The organism is Bacillus sp. PS108 (genome assembly GCF_037963335.1).
GTDB classification, from domain to species: domain Bacteria; phylum Bacillota; class Bacilli; order Bacillales; family Bacillaceae; genus Bacillus; species Bacillus subtilis.
The window spans coordinates 197964-219847 of sequence record NZ_CP150155.1 but is presented as its reverse complement, the minus strand read 5'-3'; the positions used below and the strand labels follow the sequence as shown (position 1 = coordinate 219847).

The 21884-nt window shown below is 40.5% G+C and carries 18 protein-coding genes and 2 pseudogenes; 3 read left to right on the top strand and 17 right to left on the bottom strand.

Features of this window, described 5'->3' with window-relative positions; all coding sequences use genetic code 11:
* Positions 1-111: 111 nt before the first annotated feature.
* Entirely contained in the window at positions 112-1500 is a 1389-nt protein-coding gene (locus NSQ16_RS01235; protein ID WP_015252942.1) for an amino acid permease, read from the bottom strand.
* A gap of 308 nt (positions 1501-1808) precedes the next feature.
* The gene (locus NSQ16_RS01230; protein WP_230488394.1) at positions 1809-2993 is read right to left on the bottom strand and encodes a DUF4885 domain-containing protein; all 1185 of its coding nucleotides are present in this window, start codon (positions 2991-2993) and stop codon (positions 1809-1811) included.
* A 131-nt stretch (positions 2994-3124) separates the two neighbouring features.
* On the opposite strand from NSQ16_RS01230, the gene NSQ16_RS01225 reads away from it, so the two are divergent.
* A complete protein-coding gene (locus NSQ16_RS01225; protein WP_123374006.1) occupies positions 3125-3982 on the top strand; it encodes a hypothetical protein in 858 nt (285 codons plus the stop codon).
* Between the two features lie 85 nt (positions 3983-4067).
* Entirely contained in the window at positions 4068-4838 is a 771-nt protein-coding gene (locus NSQ16_RS01220) for a protein kinase (protein ID WP_230488395.1), read from the top strand.
* Here NSQ16_RS01220 and NSQ16_RS01215 read toward each other — a convergent pair.
* From NSQ16_RS01215 to NSQ16_RS01200, 4 genes and pseudogenes are all read right to left on the bottom strand, one after another.
* A pseudogene (locus NSQ16_RS01215) lies at positions 4823-5085 on the bottom strand (hypothetical protein). The gene NSQ16_RS01220 and the pseudogene NSQ16_RS01215 overlap by 16 nt on opposite strands.
* 58 nt (positions 5086-5143) lie before the next feature.
* Positions 5144-6130 carry a two-component system sensor histidine kinase YbdK gene (ybdK, locus tag NSQ16_RS01210; protein WP_230488396.1) on the bottom strand — a complete coding sequence of 329 codons (987 nt, stop codon included), beginning with the start codon at positions 6128-6130 and terminating at the stop codon, positions 5144-5146.
* Entirely contained in the window at positions 6127-6798 is a 672-nt protein-coding gene (gene ybdJ, locus NSQ16_RS01205; RefSeq protein WP_015252948.1) for a two-component system response regulator YbdJ, read from the bottom strand. The genes ybdK and ybdJ overlap by 4 nt, the downstream gene beginning before the upstream one ends.
* Before the next feature lies 1 nt (position 6799).
* The gene (locus tag NSQ16_RS01200; protein WP_181216745.1) at positions 6800-7777 is read right to left on the bottom strand and encodes an alpha/beta hydrolase; all 978 of its coding nucleotides are present in this window, start codon (positions 7775-7777) and stop codon (positions 6800-6802) included.
* Between the two features lie 130 nt (positions 7778-7907).
* Here NSQ16_RS01200 and NSQ16_RS01195 point away from each other — a divergent pair.
* Positions 7908-8054 (top strand): annotated as a pseudogene (locus NSQ16_RS01195) (MerR family DNA-binding transcriptional regulator); the annotation flags it as partial.
* 106 nt (positions 8055-8160) lie between these two features.
* Here the strand turns inward: NSQ16_RS01195 and NSQ16_RS01190 are convergent.
* From NSQ16_RS01190 to glmM, 11 genes are all read right to left on the bottom strand, one after another.
* Positions 8161-8514: a hypothetical protein gene (locus tag NSQ16_RS01190; protein WP_029317260.1), complete on the bottom strand. Its 354-nt coding sequence runs from the start codon at positions 8512-8514 to the stop codon at positions 8161-8163.
* A gap of 207 nt (positions 8515-8721) precedes the next feature.
* Positions 8722-9894, bottom strand: coding sequence for an MFS transporter (locus NSQ16_RS01185; RefSeq protein WP_029317261.1), 1173 nt, complete (start codon positions 9892-9894; stop codon positions 8722-8724).
* 126 nt (positions 9895-10020) lie between these two features.
* Entirely contained in the window at positions 10021-10323 is a 303-nt protein-coding gene (locus NSQ16_RS01180; protein ID WP_230488397.1) for a metalloregulator ArsR/SmtB family transcription factor, read from the bottom strand.
* 482 nt (positions 10324-10805) lie between these two features.
* A complete protein-coding gene (locus tag NSQ16_RS01175) occupies positions 10806-11180 on the bottom strand; it encodes a DUF2294 domain-containing protein (protein WP_003246482.1) in 375 nt (124 codons plus the stop codon).
* Between the two features lie 57 nt (positions 11181-11237).
* Positions 11238-11528, bottom strand: a complete 291-nt coding sequence (locus NSQ16_RS01170; RefSeq protein WP_014475635.1) for a DUF6407 family protein — start codon at positions 11526-11528, stop codon at positions 11238-11240.
* 60 nt (positions 11529-11588) lie between these two features.
* Positions 11589-12119: a carbonic anhydrase gene (locus NSQ16_RS01165; RefSeq protein WP_029317262.1), complete on the bottom strand. Its 531-nt coding sequence runs from the start codon at positions 12117-12119 to the stop codon at positions 11589-11591.
* 76 nt (positions 12120-12195) lie between these two features.
* On the bottom strand, positions 12196-14811 hold the full coding sequence (locus NSQ16_RS01160; protein WP_327838105.1) for a YbcC family protein: 2616 nt from the start codon (positions 14809-14811) through the stop codon (positions 12196-12198).
* 14 nt (positions 14812-14825) lie between these two features.
* Entirely contained in the window at positions 14826-16343 is a 1518-nt protein-coding gene (locus NSQ16_RS01155; RefSeq protein ID WP_326145584.1) for an NADH dehydrogenase subunit 5, read from the bottom strand.
* A gap of 1048 nt (positions 16344-17391) precedes the next feature.
* Complete coding sequence (locus NSQ16_RS01150; protein ID WP_080497366.1) at positions 17392-18015, bottom strand: undecaprenyl-diphosphatase; 624 nt, start codon at positions 18013-18015, stop codon at positions 17392-17394.
* A 283-nt stretch (positions 18016-18298) separates the two neighbouring features.
* Positions 18299-20101, bottom strand: a complete 1803-nt coding sequence (glmS, locus tag NSQ16_RS01145) for a glutamine--fructose-6-phosphate transaminase (isomerizing) (RefSeq protein WP_327838099.1) — start codon at positions 20099-20101, stop codon at positions 18299-18301.
* Between the two features lie 433 nt (positions 20102-20534).
* Positions 20535-21881, bottom strand: a complete 1347-nt coding sequence (gene glmM, locus NSQ16_RS01140; protein WP_327838097.1) for a phosphoglucosamine mutase — start codon at positions 21879-21881, stop codon at positions 20535-20537.
* Between the last annotated feature and the right edge of the window lie 3 nt (positions 21882-21884).

The window sequence follows — 21884 nt, the reverse complement described above, 5'->3', positions numbered from 1 at the left end:
TTTATGAACACCTTTCCTTCTGCTATCTTTACCCTATAGCTTGCTAAAATAGGGAAAATCCATACGCGAAAAATAAAAAAAGAGACATCCGTGAATGTCTCTTTTTTATCGTTATTCAGCTGCTTGTTCGCTTTTTGTCAAATTGGCCTGCGTGCGTTTGCCAATCCCAAACACATAATAACTAATGACCACAAGCGCTAAGAAAATTACGCCTACAATCAGAGAGATACGAGTATCATCGTTAAACCACATGCCAACCAGAACCATCAGCAAGAAAGCAATCGTCAAATAGTTAGTAAAAGGAGCAAACGGCATTTTGAATGGATGTTTATCTAATGCAGCACCCTTCGCTTTTCTGAATCCGATATGGCTGATCAAAATGATAAACCAAGGAATCATCCCTGGGAGCACGCTTGCGCTGTATACATAGACAAAGATCTTCGGCGGCGCGATATAGTTCAGTACAACACCGACAGCCAAACCGATCAGCACCGCAATTGTGCCATACAGCGGCACACCATTGCGTGAAATCTTCTTAAAGAATTTCGGTGCTTGTCCATTGACACCCAGTGTATACAGCATGCGGCCCGCGCTGAAAATACCGCTGTTACAGCCGGACATTGCCGCAGTAATCACGACAAAGTTAATAATGCCGGCCGCTGCCGTAATCCCGATTTTCGAGAACGTAGACACAAACGGACTTCCGAGTGAGTTGAGCTCATCCCAAGGATACACCGTCACGATCACAAAAATAGCGCCAATGTAGAAAATCAAAATACGCCAGATAATACTTTGAATCGCATTTCTTAGCGTGTTTTGCGGATCCTTTGCTTCACCCGCTGTAATCCCGATCAGCTCAACTCCTTGATAGGCCGCAATGACAAGAGACAGTGCAAAGAAGAAACCTGAGAAACCTCCTGCAAAGAAGCCCCCGTGAGACCACAGGTTCGACAAACCGATCGCATCTCCGCCATTGCCAAAACCGAAGAAAATAATTCCGATTCCCGCAATAATCATCAAGATAATCGTCACGATTTTAATCATCGCAAACCAAAACTCAAATTCCCCAAACGACTTAACAGAAATTAAATTCGCCGCACCAAGAATCACCATTGCCACGATACCAGGTATCCAAGCAGGCAAATCCGGGAACCAATACTTCATATAAGAACCGACAGCGATAATTTCTGACATGCCGACGATAATCCACTGGAACCAGTTGCTCCATGCTGTTATATAACCTGCCATCGGATGAATATATTGATGGCCGAACGTCGCAAAAGAGCCTGTGCTCGGCTCGACATACAGCATTTCACCCATCGCACGCATAATAAAAAAGATAAAAATTCCGCATATTGCATAAGCCAGAAGGACAGATGGGCCAGTCCATGAAATCGTGCTGGCAGAACCCATAAACAAGCCAACACCGATTGTACCGCCCAAGGCGATCATCTGAATATGGCGCGCGCCCAGGCCCCTCTTTAATTCTTTATTTGCCACTCCTCTTCCTCCTCCTAACATAAATGAGAAAACAGCAGACCTGCTTGCCTTCACATGAATCAGCGATAACAATCAGAAAATTCAAACTTAAAATTGTTATATAATCTCCTAAATTACTTATTTCATCATAATAAATTTCTCTGGAAAATACAATTGTTTTTTTCAGGTAAACACCTTTGTTCAGAGTTTTGAATCGTTCACTTCTTTTAAAATCTTTTATATAAAAATAATAAAATTATTTGAATATTGAAATTAATACACCCCTTAGATTCTCATAAAAAATAAGCTGTTCTACATGAACAGCTTACCTAATAATTCACACCCGTTTGACGCTTTAATGCTTCAAGCCACCCGGTATCTCCGGTCCCATAGCTCTTCCTTTGTCCCACATCTCTCAGAGATCCATTGCTGTAATCAATTGATAGGATGAATTCCGGAATGGCATTATACCCGGCTTCCGCGATTTTACTGAGCTCTGAACGATAGTAAGATATAGCATAAGAAGCCGTTTGTTTCTGCACTGGATCTTTTTCAAGTTCTTCTTTATAGACGTCTAATAAGTCACGTCCATCAGGCCTGACATACCGCCCATCAATCACTTCTAAATCCTTTAAATGGTAGCCTGTAACTTCGTACATCTCACGAGCAGCCTGATACTTTTGATAGGCCTCTTCGGAAAATTGTGCTGAATCACTGCTTTGGCTTTTCATGATGTGCAAAAATAGTTCTTTGCTGTTGTCTCCAGATTGCAGCACTTGCTCAATTTGCTTGATCAGATCCTGATCGTCTGTCCCGCTCACCCGCACCTGATAGTCAATCGGTGTGATTGTAAACGTCAGCTCTGTCCCCTCTGGAATATAAATATGGTTTCGATTCAACAGCACTTGCAGCTGCTGGTTAACCTGTCCCCGCTGATACACCTTTTCATTCTCAGCTTCCACTTCCCCATGAAATGTGACATTCCGAAACGCAGCATCCTGAAGGTTATAGTTTTGCGCCTTCCCTTTGAATAACCATTCTGTTTCATTATCGTAAGCGGCCTGTCTTTCTGCAGCTGACAGATCACTTCTGAAATAAGGAGACTTTGAATTTTGGTACTTATCCTTAATATAGCCTAATGGATCAGACTTTGTTTTATTAATCGCATTCATCCTGCTGTATTTTTCATCTAGTATTTTGATTCTGATATCACTCTCAGATTCATAGGGGTTTTGGGATTGAATCACTGTTTCTTCCCCTGTGTCTGTCACTGTTCGATCATTCGCTGATTGATACACTTTGCTGAACGCCCCGCTGTTTCCCGACACGCTGGTTTTAGAATAATTGAACTGATTGATTCCCCCAGTTGAAGATTGTGACTTAAGCCTGCTGTATGCCTTTTCCAGAACTGCCGCTGGATTTTCAGTCGCATTCTCCCGTTTGGCAGGCGCATTCTTGCTCAATATGTTCTGTGCCATCAGCTGAGTGCGGATAAATTGCCGATTCAGACGCATTGAATTCCCTCCCGAGTATTCTCTCTTATTCTTTTTTATCGGCAAAGATAATGTATATATTAACCTCAAAAAACATTTATTTACACCTAAATCGTTATTATGTATGATGGAAATAAAAGGAGGTTGTTTGCATGGTGAAAAAATGGCTTATTCCATTCGCTGTTATGCTGTCTGTCTTATTCACCTTTACGTATTCGGCATCAGCTGTCGGAGTCACTGCTATCACAGGAAACAATTCATTTGATACCGCAATGCCGATCGGTTATTGGAAATATAAAAATATCGATACAACAATACTGGAAGCTGGTCAAGATGAAGCCTATTTCACTTTTACGGCTAATAAGGGAGAAAAAGTATACGTGAGGAGTACATACCAGAGCGCGTATACAGGGATGAAAATTGAAATTTATGATAAGAATAGAATACCTGTTTCTCAAGGGACAGAAGTCATTAACCCTAATACGTTCTCTTCTTTTATTTATGCAAATGCAGACGCCCAAAACACGACAGATACCTTTTATGTGAAAGTGTCACGAGGCACCTATACTGGAAACATGTACTTTACGCTTTCAATTGAAGACCGAATCAAATCAGGCAGCGGAACGTTCCAATTCAGCGGCGTTGCTGAAAATAAAGGAAATACAAGCCTTAGCCCCTCAGGTTCTGACTCCAGCGTGATCAAGGTTGATTTAACAAACCAATCTGGGATACCGCGTGATGCCATTGTAACCAGAGTTCAGACAACCGCCACTCAAACACCAAGCCAGGGAAATACACGCCACCTGATCATGACGAGTGAAAACAACGAATGGCGCCGTGCTCTTGTAAACAGCTCGACTTCAGGGTCTTATGATATCTCTTTGTCAGATCAACTCAGTGTGGCAAAGGTATGGAGTTTTAAATATAATACATTAGCGACAGCCAGATCGACGATGAGCAACGTAAAAGCAAAAATAGATTATGAATACGACGTGACAAAGCAGTTTTAACTTATACCGAGCCGGTTATCCGGCTCTTTTTTATTCTCCGTCTAGAAGGTAAACTATAGTCAGTACAACCAAGGGAAGTGCAGACATGGCATTAAAACTTCTAAAAAAACTGCTATTTGACCGCCCTCTAAAGAACGGCGTTATCTTAAATCATCAATACAAAATCGAAGAGTGCCTTGGTATGGGAGGCTACGGTTTGGTTTATTTGTGCACCGATATCCTAACTCAAACACCTTATGTCTTAAAACAGCTTCGGCCGACAAAAGCGAAAAAGGAAAAAGAGAGAGTCCGATTCCAACAGGAAATAAAACTGCTCAAAAGTATTCACCACCCGCAAATTCCGGGCTTCATAGATGAGTTCATCATAGACGGACAGGCTTATTATGTCATGCAGTTCATTGAGGGAGAGAATATAGAAGAATTATTATTTTTTCGAAAACAGCCGTTCACAGAGCTTATGGCGTTACAACTGATTTCGCAGCTGCTTGAGATTATAGAATACCTGCATGATCGCCTTATCTTCCACAGCGACATCAGAACGCCTAATATCATCATCAATGACGGCAGGCTCTGCCTCATCGATTTCGGCCTTGCCAAACAATTGACTCCTGAAGAAATGGAGGAAATAAAGGTACGAAAACAGGATGACTTCTTCGATCTCGGAGAAACGCTGTTATTTCTGCTGTACTCTCAATATAAAGGAAAAAAGAAGAAAAACGGCACTTGGCTGGAGGAATTAACACTGACAAAGGAAGTAACCCTGCTGCTGAAAAGATTATTGGGCATCGAGGAAGAGTATCAGCACACCGCTTCCATTCGCGAGGATCTAAACCGGGCCATTCAATCGGTCACATAAAAAAACCCTTGTCCCAAAAGCGGAACAAGAACTTTTTTGGATTAACTGCTGCTGTAGCTCCGGCGTTTGTAACGATGACTGCCGCCATAACGGTCGTAGTGTCTTCTTTTGCCCGAGCTGCTGCTGTAGCTGCGATAATGTCTGCGCCGGCTGCTGCTGTAATGCCGGTGTCTGCGATATCGGTCACTAGAACTGCTTGAGAGGTACTTAATCGTTTTGATGATTTTTTTAAACATATGATGTTCACCCCATTTCTTTCTCCCTATTATATAAATTTTATAGGAGAAAGAAAAACATCAGCGGGGTCACTCTTTTGAAAACAAGAACCCCGTTCCGTTATCATTTGTATGCAGCTCATAAGTAATCGCAAGCAGCCTGCATGTATCCTCAATAATCTTTAACCCAAGTCCCTCACTGCCCTCATTCCGGTCAAATCCAATACCGTCATCACGAATAAAAACATCGCCATGTTCAATCGTGACTTCCATCTTTTCAGCTTTTGAATGCTTTAACGTATTTTGAAAAATATTATCAAACAGCCTTTCCATCCATAACGCGTTGCTCATCCATATCACATCTTGATCTGCCGGCTTATAGTGCAGCTCAATCCCACTCATACTGTATAAATAATCCCACTTTTTCACCGCTGTTTCTAATAGCTCGTTTAGACGCACTTCTTCATTTACAATATAAGAGCTTTCCAGCGTCTCAGCGGAATATAGATTGAATTCATTGGTTAATTCCGAGATATATTCGATTTGCTGATACAATGATTCGAATACAGCCTGACCATGACATTGGTCTTCCAAATAAAATAAATGCAACCTGAGAGCCGTTAAAGGTGTATTAATGTCATGCCGCAGTTTTTGCAAAAGCTCCTTTTTGATTTCCTCTTGCTGTCTCAGCTCCAGTTCACGATATGTCGTCCGTTCAATTAACAAATTGACCGACTTGATCAGTTCCCCGATTTCATCAGCACGCTTCACTTCAATTTTATCGGGCACCCTTTGATCACTCGCCAAATGCCGAATGGTTTGATTTAATAGATTGATTTTATGCAACAGAGAATGAATCGACTTTGAAAATAAAAAAGCTAACAATAAGAGCGATATCAAAAATACAACGATCATTGCCGGGTACGCAAACGACCTGTGAAAGGGCATACCATGATTCATCGGTTTAAACATGCTGTCATAAATAACAGACATCAAAACACTGACCGCCAGCAACAGCATCGGAACACTAATGACAGCCGTAAACAATAACAACTGATATTTTGTCTTGAGCTTCATTTCTTCACAACGGTATTCAGCCGATACCCTTCTCCATATATATTTTCAATCATCTCACCCGCTTGATCATTGATTTTAGCTCTGATTTTTTTAATATGCACATTGACAATATTCGGGTTTCTATCTTCGAGCTGCCATAGATATTCAAAGAAATGTTCCTTTGTCAGGATACTGTCTCTATTTTCATATAAATAAAAGAAAATTTTCCGCTCAATCGCAGTAAACAATACCTCATCATGCAGGCTTTCATTGAACACTTTTTTCGTTACCGCATCAATATACAAATGTTTGATTTGCGTAAAGGTGCCATAATGATGCTCAAGCATATTCCGCATTCTTAATAGCAGCTCTCTCGGATCAAAGGGCTTTACCATATAATCCTCGCCGATCTGTAAACCTTGAAGCTTGCTGTCCATATCATTACGGGCCGAAAGAAAAATTACCGGAATGCCCAGCCCCAGCTCTTTGATTTTTGCAGACATTTGATACCCGTCTTCACCCGGCAGCATCACATCCATAATGACCAAATCCACCTTCTGAATCACCGAAAGCACATCCGCTCCATCTGTTTTCCATATCACACGATATCCCTCACGCTGCAAAATCTTTTGCAGCAATTCACCAATCATCACATCGTCTTCCACGATTAAAATATGATATCCCTTCATCCTAGCGAACCTTTCTCATAAACTCCATGGACAGTTTATATATTTGATCAGGCTGATATAAATAAATACTGTGTGTTCCCCTCAGTTCCTTTATATCGGCAGTATTGAATTGAGCCGCAAACGCTTCATAGTCTTTTCGGTTTTGTATAGCATACTTTGAATGTCTATTTTGGTCAGAGACCGCATCTAAAATCAAGACGGGAGTTTCCTTTGGCGCCGGCAGATTCACAGATTTGCTGCCGTTTTGGTAAGACTGTAAAAGCTCATGCTCCATATCTGCATTAAAAAATTGCTTAAAGTTAATGGCTTTATAGATTTCTTTTTCTTCATCAGTTAAAAACGACTGCCGAATCACCTCAGGATTATATACAGCGGAAGGCATAAACCGATGAAAACCAATCGAGGTTAACAGGTGGAACCCTCTCACTTTCAATCGGTCAACTCCGCTCAATTTATACGTGACGTACTGCTGGGGCAATCCAATATCCATCGCAATAATGGCCTTGATTTCCTTAGGATATTTCTGTGCCCAATACATCGCTTCAATCCCGGATATCGAATGAGGCATTAAAATATAAGGAGGCTTATTTCCGCTTTTCATAAGCGCTTTCCTCGTCTGTTCCAATACCGTATCAATATCTCTGTCATCGTGAGACACTTCACTGTATCCATAACCTGCCCGATCTACAACAGCAATCTTATTTTCTTTTGAAAACTTGCTGTACAGCCCCTTCATTTCATAAGCAGGCGCAGCAATCCCCGAACCGGACATAAACACAAACGTATCCTTCCCGCTTCCCTCTTGATACACATTCATCTTTTTACCGTCAACATCGACTACTGTGCCTTTATCTTTCAGCAGTGCCGCCTCCTTATTTAGCTGGAAATGGTGATAAATAAATACCGAGACGGATACAAGCAAAACCAAAGCAGCCAAGCTGACAAAAACAATTTTTAGGACTTTCCATAATGTTTTCATATGATGCTCCTTTCACGTGATACTGAAAGGATACAATATGAAAATAAATTTCTGATTAACTTTGGAACAGTTTTATTTTCACATTTGACTTTGCCCTTACGGAAAGGTGTACATTTGGAGCATAGAGGTGATCACTCGGCTATCGATCGGCGAATTTTCAAAGATATGCAAAGTATCAACAAAAACACTGCGATACTATGATGAAATCGGACTCATCCACCCAGAAGACATTAATCCTGAAATCGGAAGGTCTATCCGCAAAGTCCGAGAATTTCTTATACGCAGCCTTCTCCAACCGAGAACGACATTGAGAAGGCTACCGCTTATATCAATCTTTCACAAAACATAATTCAGGGGTATTTAATCTATTTATTCCTATTTATTCACACAACAAAGTCACCACAAAGCTTTTTCTCTTCTTCCTGCTCGATAAACAGATAATTTTCAGGACGGCCCAAAACAGAAAAAAGTGCCAAAAGCAACTTCCAACCTCGAAGCGGACTTCCGCATCTAAACTTCAACACTTCTCCTTCCGCTAAAGTAAACCTCAAAGTTGGGCTTGTACACCAAGCAATCTTCACTTGAATAACATGCTCACCAGGCGGTAAATCAATTCGCAGCCTTCCTCCATCTTTGATAGTTCCCATCTCAGCCCCATCAATTAGCACTGAATACTCTCTCATTTTGTTGATGTACTGCGATGTCCTGCTCATTTCAATGTACGTCTTTTGATTCACGATGACACATCCTCAAAGTAATGATCTTACAGGCGAGAAGCGCTAGAACCCTTCTGCCATACCGTTATTTCCCTTCCTAGTATATTATAACTTGCTGTGCTTCTGCTCTCCGTCGGCAAAAATCCCTTTCAGCTTCAGTGTGCCTTCTACTTGAGCCTATAAAAAAACACCCGCTTGTATAACGAGCGGATGTTAGATCTTTCGAAATTATTGATTGATATCTTTTAGCGCTTGTTTCGGTTGCGAATTGAAAATCAGCAATGATGCAATAATGGCAATCATAACCCCTAACGCACCAACCCAGGTAATCGAGGCCAATGATATGTTTTCCACAAAAACCCCTCCTATTCCTGCGCCGACCGCCATGGCGAATTGCATCATTGACTGATTCATGCTAAGCAAAACACCAGACATTTCCGGTTCTATTGTAGCCAGGTGAAATTGCTGTGTCGGACCGGTGGACCATGCGGCAAACGACCATAATATGAGAATCACCAACACTCCGATATAGGAATGAGTAACAAGTGACAGAAGAATCAGTGTGACGATATGCAACGTCATCCCACCAACGAGTGTAAAGGGTACTCCCCATTTATCGGTGCTATATCCCCCAAACTTTGATCCAACCAAACTGGCAATTCCAAATATAAGCAAAACACCGCTAAGCAACTTGCCGTTTATACCTGAGATGTTCAAGAGATACGGTGACAAATAAGTGTAAGCAACAGAATATCCCCCGAGCCAGAAGAAAGTGATTGATAATCCCATAGCCACTTTCCGTTTTTTGAAAAGAGCAAGCTGTTGAAGCAAAGGCACAGGCTTATCCCCTTCAGTATGCGGAAGAGTAAAGAAAATAACGACCATTGCGATCAATCCCAACAAAGCAATTGCTCCAAATACAGACTTCCAGCCTAATGCTACTGCTATCATTCTTCCAAGCGGAACACCAATGATTAAAGAAGCGGTAAATCCCATCACGACCGTAGCGATGGCACTTCCCTGCTTCCCTTCCGATGCAATCTTAGCGGCAATCGTTAATGCGGTGACAACAACCACACCTGCTCCCATCGCCATAATGATCCGCGCTGCAATAAACCATCCATAACCAGGCAGTACAAAAGCCAGGACATTACCGAACACAAACAAACCTAGGGCATACATCATCAATTTGCGTCTATCCATACTTGCTGTCAACGCCATAAGTATGGGTGTAGAAAGAGCATATACAAGTGAGAAAATGGTAATAAGCTGGCCCGCGGCAGCTAAAGTGATCCCGAGAGTATGAGCAATTTGATCCAAAATTCCCGAAATGATGTACTCTGAGGTTCCAACTAAAAAGCTGACAATGGCTAAAATATAAATTTTCCAAGTGTTAGACATAAAACATTCACTCCTTAATTATCAATAAACATATCACGAATTATCGATATGTTATTATAAAAAATAAACACATCGTAATATGTCGATATGTATGGTGTAAAAATAAACATCTTTTGATGTTTATTTTTATATCTCTGTTTTAAGAAAGTCAGCAAGTTTCCCAATGGCTTCTTCATCTCTTTTGTAATATGTGTACTTTCCAATACGCTCCGCCTTAATCAAGCCGGCTCTTAAAAGGATGATAAGATATTGAGAAGCTGTCGATTGCGTCATTTTCAATTTGTCTGTTATTTGACTGACACATACCCCGATTGTGTTCATATCAATCCCTTCATGGGGTGCAAAATGACGATCGGGCTCCTTCAGCCATTGTAAAATTTGCAGCCTTGATTCATTTGATAAGGCTTTGAATACTTCAATTGGTTCCATATCGATTATTATATCGTTATATTCCGATATGTCAATCCGTTTTTTGGATATTTTTAATTAAAGGTTTATCTCTGACTAATTCCGTGAAATGAAACTGAAGACAGCATATCAATTTTGTTCACCGCTTAAATTTATCATCAAGCTTTACGAAATTGGTCTCATAATCATGTCACTAAACACTTGGGGGAACCCGGCAGGTGACAAGGATGTTTTCAATTAAAATGAATTTAATATTGTTCAAGTGACTAATCACCAGCAGCAAATTTAGATGTAAAAAACATCCGCTCATAACAACAGCGGATGTTAGATCTTTCGACAGGAATAACACAACAGTGTACTATGAATTGACATCTCTTTATGTCCGCTTAGGATATGAATAAAAGTTATCAATGATACCATAATTGTAAAACAAAAGAATCGGCAGTTCTTTATGTTCAATTCACAACAAATTCCATACCGTCAAAACATTTATTTTCTTTAGATTATAAGATCTTTTCCAAATTTTTCTCCAGATCATTACATAATTTAAACACCATCACTCGTTCACCTGTCCGGGAACTTAAATCAGTATGAAAACTTTTCACTTTTTCTCCGGTTATTTTTAAGATAATATCCTTAAGGCCTTCTATACCTGATTCGACTAACTCCGAACGAGTTTGTTTGATAGATAACATACCCTCTTTTGATCCACAAACTACATATTCGGCTGGTGTTAAAATCCCTTTTAAATTGACGATGATCATGTCCCGCAGTATATCAGTCTTAACAGATACAGACCCCCGCCCAAGATAATCCTTCTCCCATTGAGTGATGGACTTACTGATCTCTGATTCAATAGAACCCTTAGACTTTTTCATATCTAATACATCTCCTGAGCAAAAAAATTGGCATATTCTATTTGTGATTTCGTCTCATTAATATTCTCTTACAACATATCCTTCATATACACCTTCAATATCCAAATCAGTTTTACCGTTTCTTGTGACCACTATCATTTTGGATAACATATTTTCTTCCATCATAGAGTGGACATGCAAAAATCGAACATTTCCTGAATGGGTTTCCTCAACTTCTTCATAAGACTTTAGATGATAAAAATCAATTGCTTTTCTAATTAGTTTTTTCATACATTCCATATTTTCACGATCAAACGAGTTCATTTCCTCTATTGTTTTCGTGACAAAATCAGTTAAATTAGCGCTCATACAATCTCCTTAGAACTGCTTTCTCCATATATAGGTGCGTTTAGAAGTTGAACCTGTATTTCATCGTGACAAGCAATGATCAGGTATGGCTTGACCTGTTTTAACATCAGGAACCTCCACGATTGAGGGTTTTCCATCATTATGATTAACGAATAAACCTCTAACTTTAACATATGACGGCACTAGTGGATGATGTCGAATCATATCAACACTTTTTTCAATGGTGTCACTGCTATTTTCATTTAGCCATTCATCGACCGTACCACCAAAAAATTCAGGCTTGCAATTTTGAAAGAGATAATCCAATGTTTGTATTTTATCTTTCATTGTTTCAAGTTGAGTTAGTTCATTACCTGCGGAAGTCTTCTTATCTTTTGTTCCTACTACAAAAATCTCCTCAACATCTTCCTGGTAAATCGCAAAAATAACAGACCTCATGATTTCTCCATAAGGATGTGAAATACCGGCACCATAGCTTTGTATAGTCAACATATTCTCTGCAGAAGTGTTAGTCGCTTCTTGTAAAATAGGCTCCAAACCGTTTTCAATATCCGTCAAAAATAATACTTTTTTATTTTGGTTTACATTCATACAGCACACCTCTTCCTTATGTTTATCATTTTTGTATTGAGTAACAAATCCATTTGATAAATGCTTAGATTCATCATTACCAGCTTTCCCAACATCCTTCTGGATCAAGACTAGCCAGTCGGACCCATCCATTTTGAACTTTTTGCAGAAATGCTGAATCATTATTTAATAACCGTTCTACATATTCTCTAGGTGCTTGGATGAGTATCAATAAACGAAGAGGAGAATGATAGGCCTCGTGATCTGATTCCATGACGGATTGCCAAGGCAGTCCGGCTAACAAATCGCTTGCATTCCCCTGCATAACGCCGAGACCTGCAGTAACGGTTTGAGTTGCTTTATTTCCGCTGCCATAATAATGAGGTGCTACCGTTGATGCGTAATATTGTAAATTAATCCATTGGGCTACAGTTCCAGGTCCTGCAATAATATTTGCTAGGAGTTCACCGCTTTCATCCTGCTTCCAATCATAATTATGGAGAAAGGCTCTGCCTTCCAAATCACAATCCTGAGTTAGTTCACGTTTACCGATAATAAAAGCGGCATTACGAGCCAGTCCCCATTCCGGACGTATCTCACTCCAATCTTCCGCAAATCGGTTTGCCTCAGCCTTCGGATTTTTTAGCTTCGATTGGAAATTCGGTAATTGGGCCAGACGTTCTGCGTTTACATGATGTCTCACTTTCGGCATAACAGCTTCAATTTGTTCAAATGCTTCTTGTGCAGCTTCGGAAAGCTCTGGTACATAAAGCCAATGTAATTCATCTACTGTTGTATTATGTTCAGCTGCTGCAAAAACCGTATCCTCAGGAATTTGAATTCCTTCAGCTAAAAGAGCTTCTCGTACCTCTGATAGATTACATAAAGCAGCTAAAACTCTAGCATTGAATCCACCGGCCGCTCCACCGCAGGCACCACAATCAAGGGCTGCGGAATAAGGATTATTAGTGCTTTGACTGCCATGCCCGCAGATCACGACCAAGGGTGCGATGTTTTCTGTTAACCCCATCATTTTTAATGCTTGGCGAGCATAGTTCACTTTTTCTTCATCAGTAAAACCCACAGGTATTTCTGCCTCTGTAGTATCATGATGAAGCGAGAGTTTTGTATCAGGTTTGCGCAACCAAGCCTCACGGAGATTACGAATGAAACGACCCGCCTTTCTTGGCACAAAGCTACGGGCTGCCATTTGCAGAGTAAGCCAAGGTCCGCTTAGCTCAGGCAGTAGTAAGCTCGAAAGCGCATTCTGCTTCATCGTTTTAAAGGTATGGCTTAAAGAATGAATTGCTTGCTTCCGTTGATTGTATTTTTTGAATACATCCTCATCTGCGAACTCTTTTATTTTATTTTGCGGTTTTTGTATGATCGGCAAGGAAGCATGACTGTGTTTACTGCCAAGTTCACAAGTTGCAATCGGCACCCCGAAGAAACCAGCAATACCAATCGTTTCAAACGGGCCTTCTTTTTCTAGATGACGACGAAAAGGTTCTGATCGTACATCGATGCAGAATGCTAATTGAGCTAATGCAGATTTTTTACGGCCGGTTTCACGTTGTTTCGAGATGATCTTCTGGCTTAATCGATCAGTGTACGTTTGTTCCCAAGCTTCTAACCAAAGTTTCTTGCGAAGTTTCTCATCAAAGCTGTAGGCAAATGATAAATATTCGTTTTGTTCAATGGCCGTCATCTGTGACCATTCTTCTAATGTAAGCCCACCCCAATGAATCCAAGCTGCTATAAGGGGAGCAATTGAAATTTTTTTCTTAGATCGTTCATTAGTCAAAGGTAAGTATGGCTTTATAAGAGCCCACTCCATGGATATTCGAACCGCTAAATATTCTGTTAGGAGTGCATGTTCGTGGCTCGATTGCTGGGAGCGCCAAAGCATCATCCCTGCCCATCCAGGTAATGAAAGTAAATGACCTTCAAGATAAGTCTGGATTTCTGACTCTGGGATTTCTAGTGCGAATAAAGCTTCCTGTAAAGCCAAATGTGCCTCTTTCGGCCAACCTTTTACCCTTTCTCGCTGCTTTTTGCTAAGTGCTGGATCATATTGAATGAGATGCTGCCAAGCACGATAAAAACCTTCCTCACGATTAGGCATTGTCCAGCCTGCTTGAGAGTCATCAAGATATAATTTACTCCACTTAATGACATGATGATCTAGTATATTGACTAGCCTTTCACCATCTTGATTCTCTATATACGAACTTAGTGGTTGCATAAACACATTCTCGATATGATCCAATCCACTACATTCACTTACTAATTTCTCCAGCTCATGTGATGATAAAAGGTCGGAAGGCAGGGGATCTAACTTTAATGCAGCATGACAAAATCGCTCTGCCACGTCCCGTGGGATGTGATAGGAATGTGAATCAAGCCAACGCTGCAGCCCCATTTCCACAAAATCTTCATCAATCTCACCTTTATTCTTTGCTGAACGGATCATAGACGCACTAGGGTATATATCAACATCGCGAGTGTTTTTCAACCAACTTGCAACCTGATCAAAAGGTTGGTTTTCAAGTCCCATCCACGGATTACGTGCAGCAAATGTAGAAATAGGCCAAAGTGGCGCAATCACTCGGCTGGCAGATGTAATGAAAACGTTAAGATCCCTTTCTTGAACATCAATATCTGTATCTATCTTTTTTACATTATCTTTCGTTAATACTGATGTAATGCCCATCTCAGATTAGCTCCTTATGAAATATATTGTTTAAGGTAGTCTGGGTGACTCTCTACTGACTTTGGTTTTGCTTCACCTAATCGAACTAACCAAAGATAGAGTACCGCGAAAAAAACGGAAGAACGATGACGAGCAACCCACGTACCTAAAGCACTGCCAAATAGTAAGAGACATACGACAATCATGACAGCTGACATTGGAGGTTGAACACTTTGAAAAATGGTTGTATGCAGCCACTTATAGAAAAGGTTATGAATGATAAAATATACGAGGGCTGCTCCTCCTAAAACAGTTAAGCCGGCAATTCGGCCAATTCGGCCCTCTCCAAAAGCGACAAGCTGAGTCCAAGAAACGGACAATGACCACCCTAAGATCAGCGCACTGATTAAGTGATACCCGTCTCCAGGAGCAGTGAGCCAAAAAGCAACACCTATAACTAAGGATAAAATCCGACCAGCCATGATCCATAAATAGGATGTTCTTTCATTAGTGCGAGCCGATACTTCATGACGCCCTACTGCTGAACCAGCTTGTAGAAACAACGTAGCTTTGAATAAACCATGTAGAATAAGATGAATAATGGCTGCTATATAGGCGCCTAATGCACACTGAATGAGCATAAACCCCATTTGTCCAATCGTGGAGCCTACTAACTGGCGTTTATAATCAACCTGAACTAAACTAATTCCAGTTCCAATCAATACAGAAATGCCAGCAAGCAGAAGTAAAATAATCGAAGCGATACCACCATGAAATAGAGGTGAAAATCGAGTTAGTATTATTCCTCCAGCATTTACTAAACCTGCATGCATAATTGCAGAAACAGGGGTGGGAGCAACAATAGACTCAACCAACCATCTTTGGAACGGCCATTGAGCTGCAGGAATAATCACTGCTAATACAATCAATAGCTGAATCCCTGTTCTCTCCCATTCTCCCAGCCCAGCTAAACTTTCATTTGTTACAACCAATGATAACTGCCATTGACCTGTGGCATGAAAAAGCCACATCATCGCAAAAAACAAAGAAAACCAACTTAACAAAAATAACCGGCCAGAAATTTTGGCTGCTTCACTAGCCACTTGCCAAGCACTGTTTAACCTTATAAGTAAGGTTAAACCAACAAGAGTTGCTCCCCAAAATAGAACCATCAAGCGGAGATCACCACTTAACCATGTCATAGAAGCAGCTCCTGTTGTGAAAGTAAAAAGCGTAAAATATTTTCGATAAGATCGATCCCCCATTAAGTAACGTACAGAAAAACGCTGAATGATGAATCCAATTGCAAGAACAAAGAAAGTCATTAAACAAGCTAAGGAATCTAAGTGCCAAGGGCCAACATTTCCACTCACACCACTATTGGCAAGAATCAGTAAGGAAACCAAAAGTGGTAAAGCCAAGATCCCAATATGAATGCGAACAAAACTCAAGGGTACTCGCGGATGTAAAAACAATAGTCCACTAATCCCAGAAGCCATAAGCATAATAAAAAATAATGTTAATAATGATGACAAACTCAGCGAAACTAACATTCTAAATTCTCCCTTTTTTAAAACTCATTATTGGTCAAAAGACCTTTCAATCAGATCATATTTGTCTATTATTTATTTCAATTTTTATTTATCTCTATTTTTTTCCAACAAAAAAGCCGACAACTTCAAAATTTCAATGATTATGTTAGATCATTGAATCCTGAAAATTGTCGGCTTCACTTCAACTAACTTCAGCGAAGTTTTTTGAAGTGCTACCTTATTATTTGTTATTTTACTTATGCTATGCTTTAACTTCCTTCTAAAAGAATGAAATCTTCGTTACATTATAATATAGGTGCTTAATTATCAAATAAAATTTACTTATGTTCCTCTTCCATTTAAATTAGGATACTTTTTCATCCTGTCAAGATTAGTTGAAAGAATGCTAAAGACCTAATAATTTAACAAACGAAAATAAACACCTGAGCCAATTATTAAGTTAAGTATAAGATATGCTAAATTTTAAACATTGTCAAGATGTTGGAATATGGAGAATGAAGTATCAAATCCTTCTTTCCCTTTAAATATACATCCTGAATCTTTATCCGAGGTTTATGATATCTATCACTTTAATTTTTTGTAGAAATACAAGAAGAATTTTATAATCATTTTTCTATTTTCTTGTTTAGTAAATAACTGAGTTCAATTAGGAACTATAAATGAATACTGGTTCCTACTTTATTTTCAACAGCCTTAACGGCCAAGAAATTGAACTAGCTGTTGTGGATATTGTTATAGCTAGAATTCCCCAACTTCTCCGTAGATGTCACTTTCCTTAAAAATATCTTCTTTAATATTTTCATATTCTTATGGCAATCCTTAATCTTTAAAATAAAAAACCCCTTTGGCTAAAACTGTAGCTTTAAAATAAAGGTTGATCAAAAATAACACATGAACCTTCAGTTTACGGCAAATTTAAAGAATCCATAGAAAAAAAGATAGATCAAAATGGATTCTACAGCTTTGAATACAGATGGAATCTTTATAAAAGAGTTTAGCATTTTAGGTTACGATTTTTTGAACATTAGCACCCGATTGTTGAATAAATCTAAAGGTTTTTTGACTTGTTTTCCTTTCTTTTGAAGCGATAAAGAAGTATATTTTCACATTTTTCATAAATTTTCATGGCAGTTTGAGTAATATTTAGTTTAGGGAATGTTAAATATATAAAAGTTGAAACTGCTAGGCTTATTAATACTCCTGCTAAAACATCAAAAGGATAATGAACCCCAACCCATATACGGGAGACTCCCACAAGAACAGCTAACAATACCCATAAAATTGACCACCCTCTCTTAAAGAGCCAGAATGAAATACAATATGAGAAGAATAAAATTGTATGGTCACTTGGAAAAGAATTGTCTTTTTCTTTATGTATCAGTTTATTAACCTCTCCCAATTCAACAAAAGGTTGATAATTCGAGTGAAATACCCCTGAAACCTTCCCTATCGTAAAGGCACAAATGAAAGCGATAGATGCACAAAGAATCATAATTCTATTATCCGTATCTCTTGTAAACCAAATAAAAAGAACACTTAGTGCAAGTAAAAAAACCATATATTCAGCAATAAAACTAAATACAGGATTCAAAAAGGGATGTTCTTTTCCTAAGTCATTAACTAGTCTAAACAGTGATATATTAACTTCTGAAATATCCAAACCCAACACCATCCAATCTCTTTTAGAACATAATAAAAGAAAATTAGATGACCTGCCATCGAATCAAATTACATTATTTGAGATTAAAGTTACATTTTTGTAATATTGGTGTCACATCATTTATGTAAAAAGGGGACCCAAAATTAATTGGAATCCCAGTTACCTGCCTCTTTAGTTAAAATAGAAAAATACCCTTAGACAAAAATTATCTAAGGGAAAAAGCATCGCAACATTTTTATAAACGTCGTAACTTTATTTTAAAGCCACAAAAACAACCAAAGGGGTTAAACATTTATTACTCCACAGTAACACTCTTCGCAAGGTTACGCGGTTTATCAACATCACAGCCGCGTTGCAGTGCAGCATAGTAAGCGATCAGCTGCAATGGAACAACAGATACCAACGGAGCAAGCGCTGGGTTTACTTCCGGCAGTACGAATCTGTCATCCGCATCGTCTAGGCCTTTCAGTGAGATGATGCATGTGTTTGCTCCGCGAGCGGCAACTTCTTTGACGTTTCCGCGGATGCTTAGGTTTACGTGCTCTTGAGTTGCCAGTGCGAATACTGGTGTTCCTTGTTCGATCAAGGCAATCGTTCCGTGCTTCAGCTCACCGCCGGCAAAACCTTCTGCCTGGATGTAAGAAATCTCTTTCAGCTTCAGTGCGCCTTCGACACATACGAAGTAGTCAAGGCCGCGTCCGATGAAGAAAGCGTTTCTGGATACAGTCAGGTATTCACGGGCGATCATTTCCATTTCGTCTTTCTGGTCGCATAGAGCTTCCATTGCGTTTGCAGCGATACCGAGTTCTTTGACGAGGTCAAATCCGATATCGATGCCGTTTTTGTCAGCAGCCACAGAAGCAAGAACCGCAAGAACTGCAATTTGTGCAGTGTATGCTTTCGTTGACGCAACAGCGATCTCAGGGCCTGCATGAAGCAGCAATGTATAGTCAGCTTCACGAGAAAGCGTTGATCCAGGTACGTTTGTGATTGTCAGGGCTTTGTGTCCGAGTGCTTTGACTTGAACGAGAACCGCGCGGCTGTCTGCTGTTTCTCCGCTTTGAGAAAGGAAAATGAAGAGCGGTTTCTTAGACAGAAGCGGCATGTTGTAGGAGAATTCACTCGCTACATGCACTTCAACCGGCACGTTTGCCCACATTTCAATATATTGTTTACCGACAAGTCCTGCATGGTAGCTTGTTCCGCAGCCAATGATATAGATGCGGTCCGCTTCCGCTACAGCGGCAGCGATATCGCCAGGCACAGACAGCTTGCCGTTTTCATCTTGATACGTTTGGATGATTTTGCGCATAACAACAGGCTGCTCATCCGTTTCTTTCAACATGTAGTGAGGGTACGTGCCTTTTTCGATATCACTGGCATCAAGCTCAGCAATATAAGACGCACGTGTAATCACGTCACCATCAAGGTTTTTGATGACAACTTGGTCATCAGTGACGATAACCATTTCTTTATCCATCAGCTCAACATATTCGTTGGTTACTTGAAGCATCGCCATTGCATCAGATGCTACGACGTTGAATGTATCTCCAAGACCTACTAATAGAGGGCTTTTGTTTTTCGCTACAAAAATCGTTTCTCTGTTGTCATTATCGAATAAAGCAATTGCATAAGAGCCTTTTAACAGTGTAAGTGTTTTGCGGAACGCTTCTTCTGTCTCAAGTCCTCCATTGACGAATTGCTCGATTACTTGAACGACTACTTCTGTATCGGTGTCACTTTTGAGCTCTACATCTTGCAAATACTCTTGCTTCAGCTGAACATAGTTCTCGATCACGCCGTTATGAACAAGTGTAAAGCGGCCCAGTGCGCTTTGATGCGGGTGAGCGTTCAGATAGCTTGGTTCGCCGTGTGTCGCCCAGCGAGTATGCCCAATTCCGGCTTTCGCTTCTACATTGGCATCCACAACTTCACGAAGATCTGCAATGCGTCCTTTTTCTTTGAACACATGGATTCCCTGTTCGTTGGCAACAGCAATACCAGCAGAGTCATAACCGCGATACTCAAGCTTTTCTAACCCTTTTAATAAAATTTCCTTCGCATCAAGCTGACCGATATAACCTACGATTCCACACATATTTTTCTTCCTCCTAAGATTGTAAAAGGAGACGAAGAAAGTCAAATTTCAAGGGGACTTTCAATCGTCCCCTCCTACATGTTTTTTGGAAGATCATGTGATTTCTCTTTGTTCAAGGAGTCACCCCCTTGGTTTGAAGAAATCCTTACGGCTGTGATCTGCATACTCAGCCGGGAGGCATCCGCCGAAAATTCGATAACCTCCATCCTCGTCAACTAAGCCTTTTTCCGGGCGCTTAGTTCGGGCGCTATAATTATAGGTAAAGCAATAATCCCGTCTTCTTTTCCTATTGAGAAAATAAGAACAAGACAAGCTTGATTTTACAACATGTGGCATAAACGGTCAATTGTTTTTTAAACAACTTTGCCGTATGTCTCACAATTATCTTATGTAAACCTCGCTTGTCTTGTTCACTCTCTGATAATAGACTTCGTTACTCTAATCCCATTTCTGACCGGACGACTTCAACAATGCGATTGACATACTCATCGCACAGCTCTTTCGTCTTCGCTTCAGCCATGACACGGACGAGCGGTTCAGTTCCTGAAGGGCGCACCAAAATCCGGCCGTCGCCGTTCATTTCTTTTTCAACTTCAGAAATAACTGCTTTTACTTTTTCATTTTCTTTAACTTTATATTTATCAGTCACTCTCACATTGACTAACAGCTGCGGGAACTTCTGCATTTCAGCTGCAAGCTCTGACAGTGGCTTGCCTGTGGCTTTCAAAGTGTTCATCAGCATAATAGCAGACAATAATCCGTCACCTGTCGTGTTGTAATCAAGGAAAATAAGATGTCCTGACTGCTCTCCGCCGACGTTGTAGCCGTCTTTTTTCATTGCTTCTACTACGTAGCGGTCGCCGACAGCTGTCTGCACGCTTTTGATGCCTTCTTTTTCGAGCGCCTTATAGAAGCCGAGGTTGCTCATCACGGTTGAAACCACTGTATCATCCTTTAAACGGCCCTCTGATTTCAGATGTTTTGAGCATATGTACATGATTTGGTCGCCGTCTACAATATTTCCTTTTTCATCGACAGCAATCAGGCGGTCGCCGTCACCGTCGAACGCAAGACCGAGATCCGCGTTTTTCTCTTTGACAAACGCGCTGAGCGCTTCGGGATGAGTCGAACCGACGCCGTCATTAATGTTTAATCCGTTCGGGGAAGTCCCCATTGTAGAAACATCTGCATCTAAATCAGCAAACAGGTGTGTCGCCAAGGATGACGTTGCGCCATTGGCACAGTCCAATGCCACATGAATGCCTGTGAAATCTTCATCAGCTGTCTGTTTTAAGAATTGCAGATATTTTTGTCCGCCTTCAAAATAATCGTTTACAAGTCCAAGGTCTGCTCCGACAGGTCTTGGCAGCTTATCCTCAGGTTCGTCCATCAGGCGCTCAATTTCAGCCTCCTGTTCATCAGAAAGCTTAAATCCATCTCCCCCAAAGAATTTGATGCCGTTATCCTGCACTGGGTTATGAGAAGCGGAAATCATGACGCCCGCCTCTGCATCCATCGCTTTTGTCAAATAAGATACACCTGGTGTAGAAATGACACCTAGGCGCATGACTTCTGCGCCAATGGATAAAAGTCCGGCGACAAGGGCTCCCTCCAGCATATGGCCGGAGATGCGTGTATCGCGGCCTATCAGCACTTTTGGACGTTGTTTGTCTTTTGTCAGCACATAACCGCCGAAACGTCCGACTTTAAAGGCCAGCTCAGGTGTAAGCTCACTATTGGCGACACCTCTTACACCGTCTGTTCCAAAATACTTGCCCATTTT

Bases quoted from the DNA above. Each gene is read 5' to 3' on its own strand.
- NSQ16_RS01180 (WP_230488397.1), bottom strand. From the start codon at position 10,323: ATGGAACCAATTGAAGTATTCAAAGCCTTATCAAATGAATCAAGGCTG.
- ybdK (WP_230488396.1), bottom strand. From the start codon at position 6,130: ATGAAGCTCAAGACAAAATATCAGTTGTTATTGTTTACGGCTGTCATT.
- NSQ16_RS01225 (WP_123374006.1), top strand. From the start codon at position 3,125: ATGGTGAAAAAATGGCTTATTCCATTCGCTGTTATGCTGTCTGTCTTA.
- NSQ16_RS01170 (WP_014475635.1), bottom strand. From the start codon at position 11,528: ATGAGCGCTAATTTAACTGATTTTGTCACGAAAACAATAGAGGAAATG.
- NSQ16_RS01150 (WP_080497366.1), bottom strand. From the start codon at position 18,015: ATGGTGTTGGGTTTGGATATTTCAGAAGTTAATATATCACTGTTTAGA.
- NSQ16_RS01230 (WP_230488394.1), bottom strand. From the start codon at position 2,993: ATGCGTCTGAATCGGCAATTTATCCGCACTCAGCTGATGGCACAGAAC.
- ybdJ (WP_015252948.1), bottom strand. From the start codon at position 6,798: ATGAAGGGATATCATATTTTAATCGTGGAAGACGATGTGATGATTGGT.
- glmM (WP_327838097.1), bottom strand. From the start codon at position 21,881: ATGGGCAAGTATTTTGGAACAGACGGTGTAAGAGGTGTCGCCAATAGT.
- glmS (WP_327838099.1), bottom strand. From the start codon at position 20,101: ATGTGTGGAATCGTAGGTTATATCGGTCAGCTTGATGCGAAGGAAATT.
- NSQ16_RS01200 (WP_181216745.1), bottom strand. From the start codon at position 7,777: ATGAAAACATTATGGAAAGTCCTAAAAATTGTTTTTGTCAGCTTGGCT.
- NSQ16_RS01160 (WP_327838105.1), bottom strand. From the start codon at position 14,811: ATGGGCATTACATCAGTATTAACGAAAGATAATGTAAAAAAGATAGAT.
- NSQ16_RS01155 (WP_326145584.1), bottom strand. From the start codon at position 16,343: ATGTTAGTTTCGCTGAGTTTGTCATCATTATTAACATTATTTTTTATT.
- NSQ16_RS01175 (WP_003246482.1), bottom strand. From the start codon at position 11,180: ATGAAAAAGTCTAAGGGTTCTATTGAATCAGAGATCAGTAAGTCCATC.
- NSQ16_RS01165 (WP_029317262.1), bottom strand. From the start codon at position 12,119: ATGAATGTAAACCAAAATAAAAAAGTATTATTTTTGACGGATATTGAA.
- NSQ16_RS01220 (WP_230488395.1), top strand. From the start codon at position 4,068: ATGGCATTAAAACTTCTAAAAAAACTGCTATTTGACCGCCCTCTAAAG.
- NSQ16_RS01185 (WP_029317261.1), bottom strand. From the start codon at position 9,894: ATGTCTAACACTTGGAAAATTTATATTTTAGCCATTGTCAGCTTTTTA.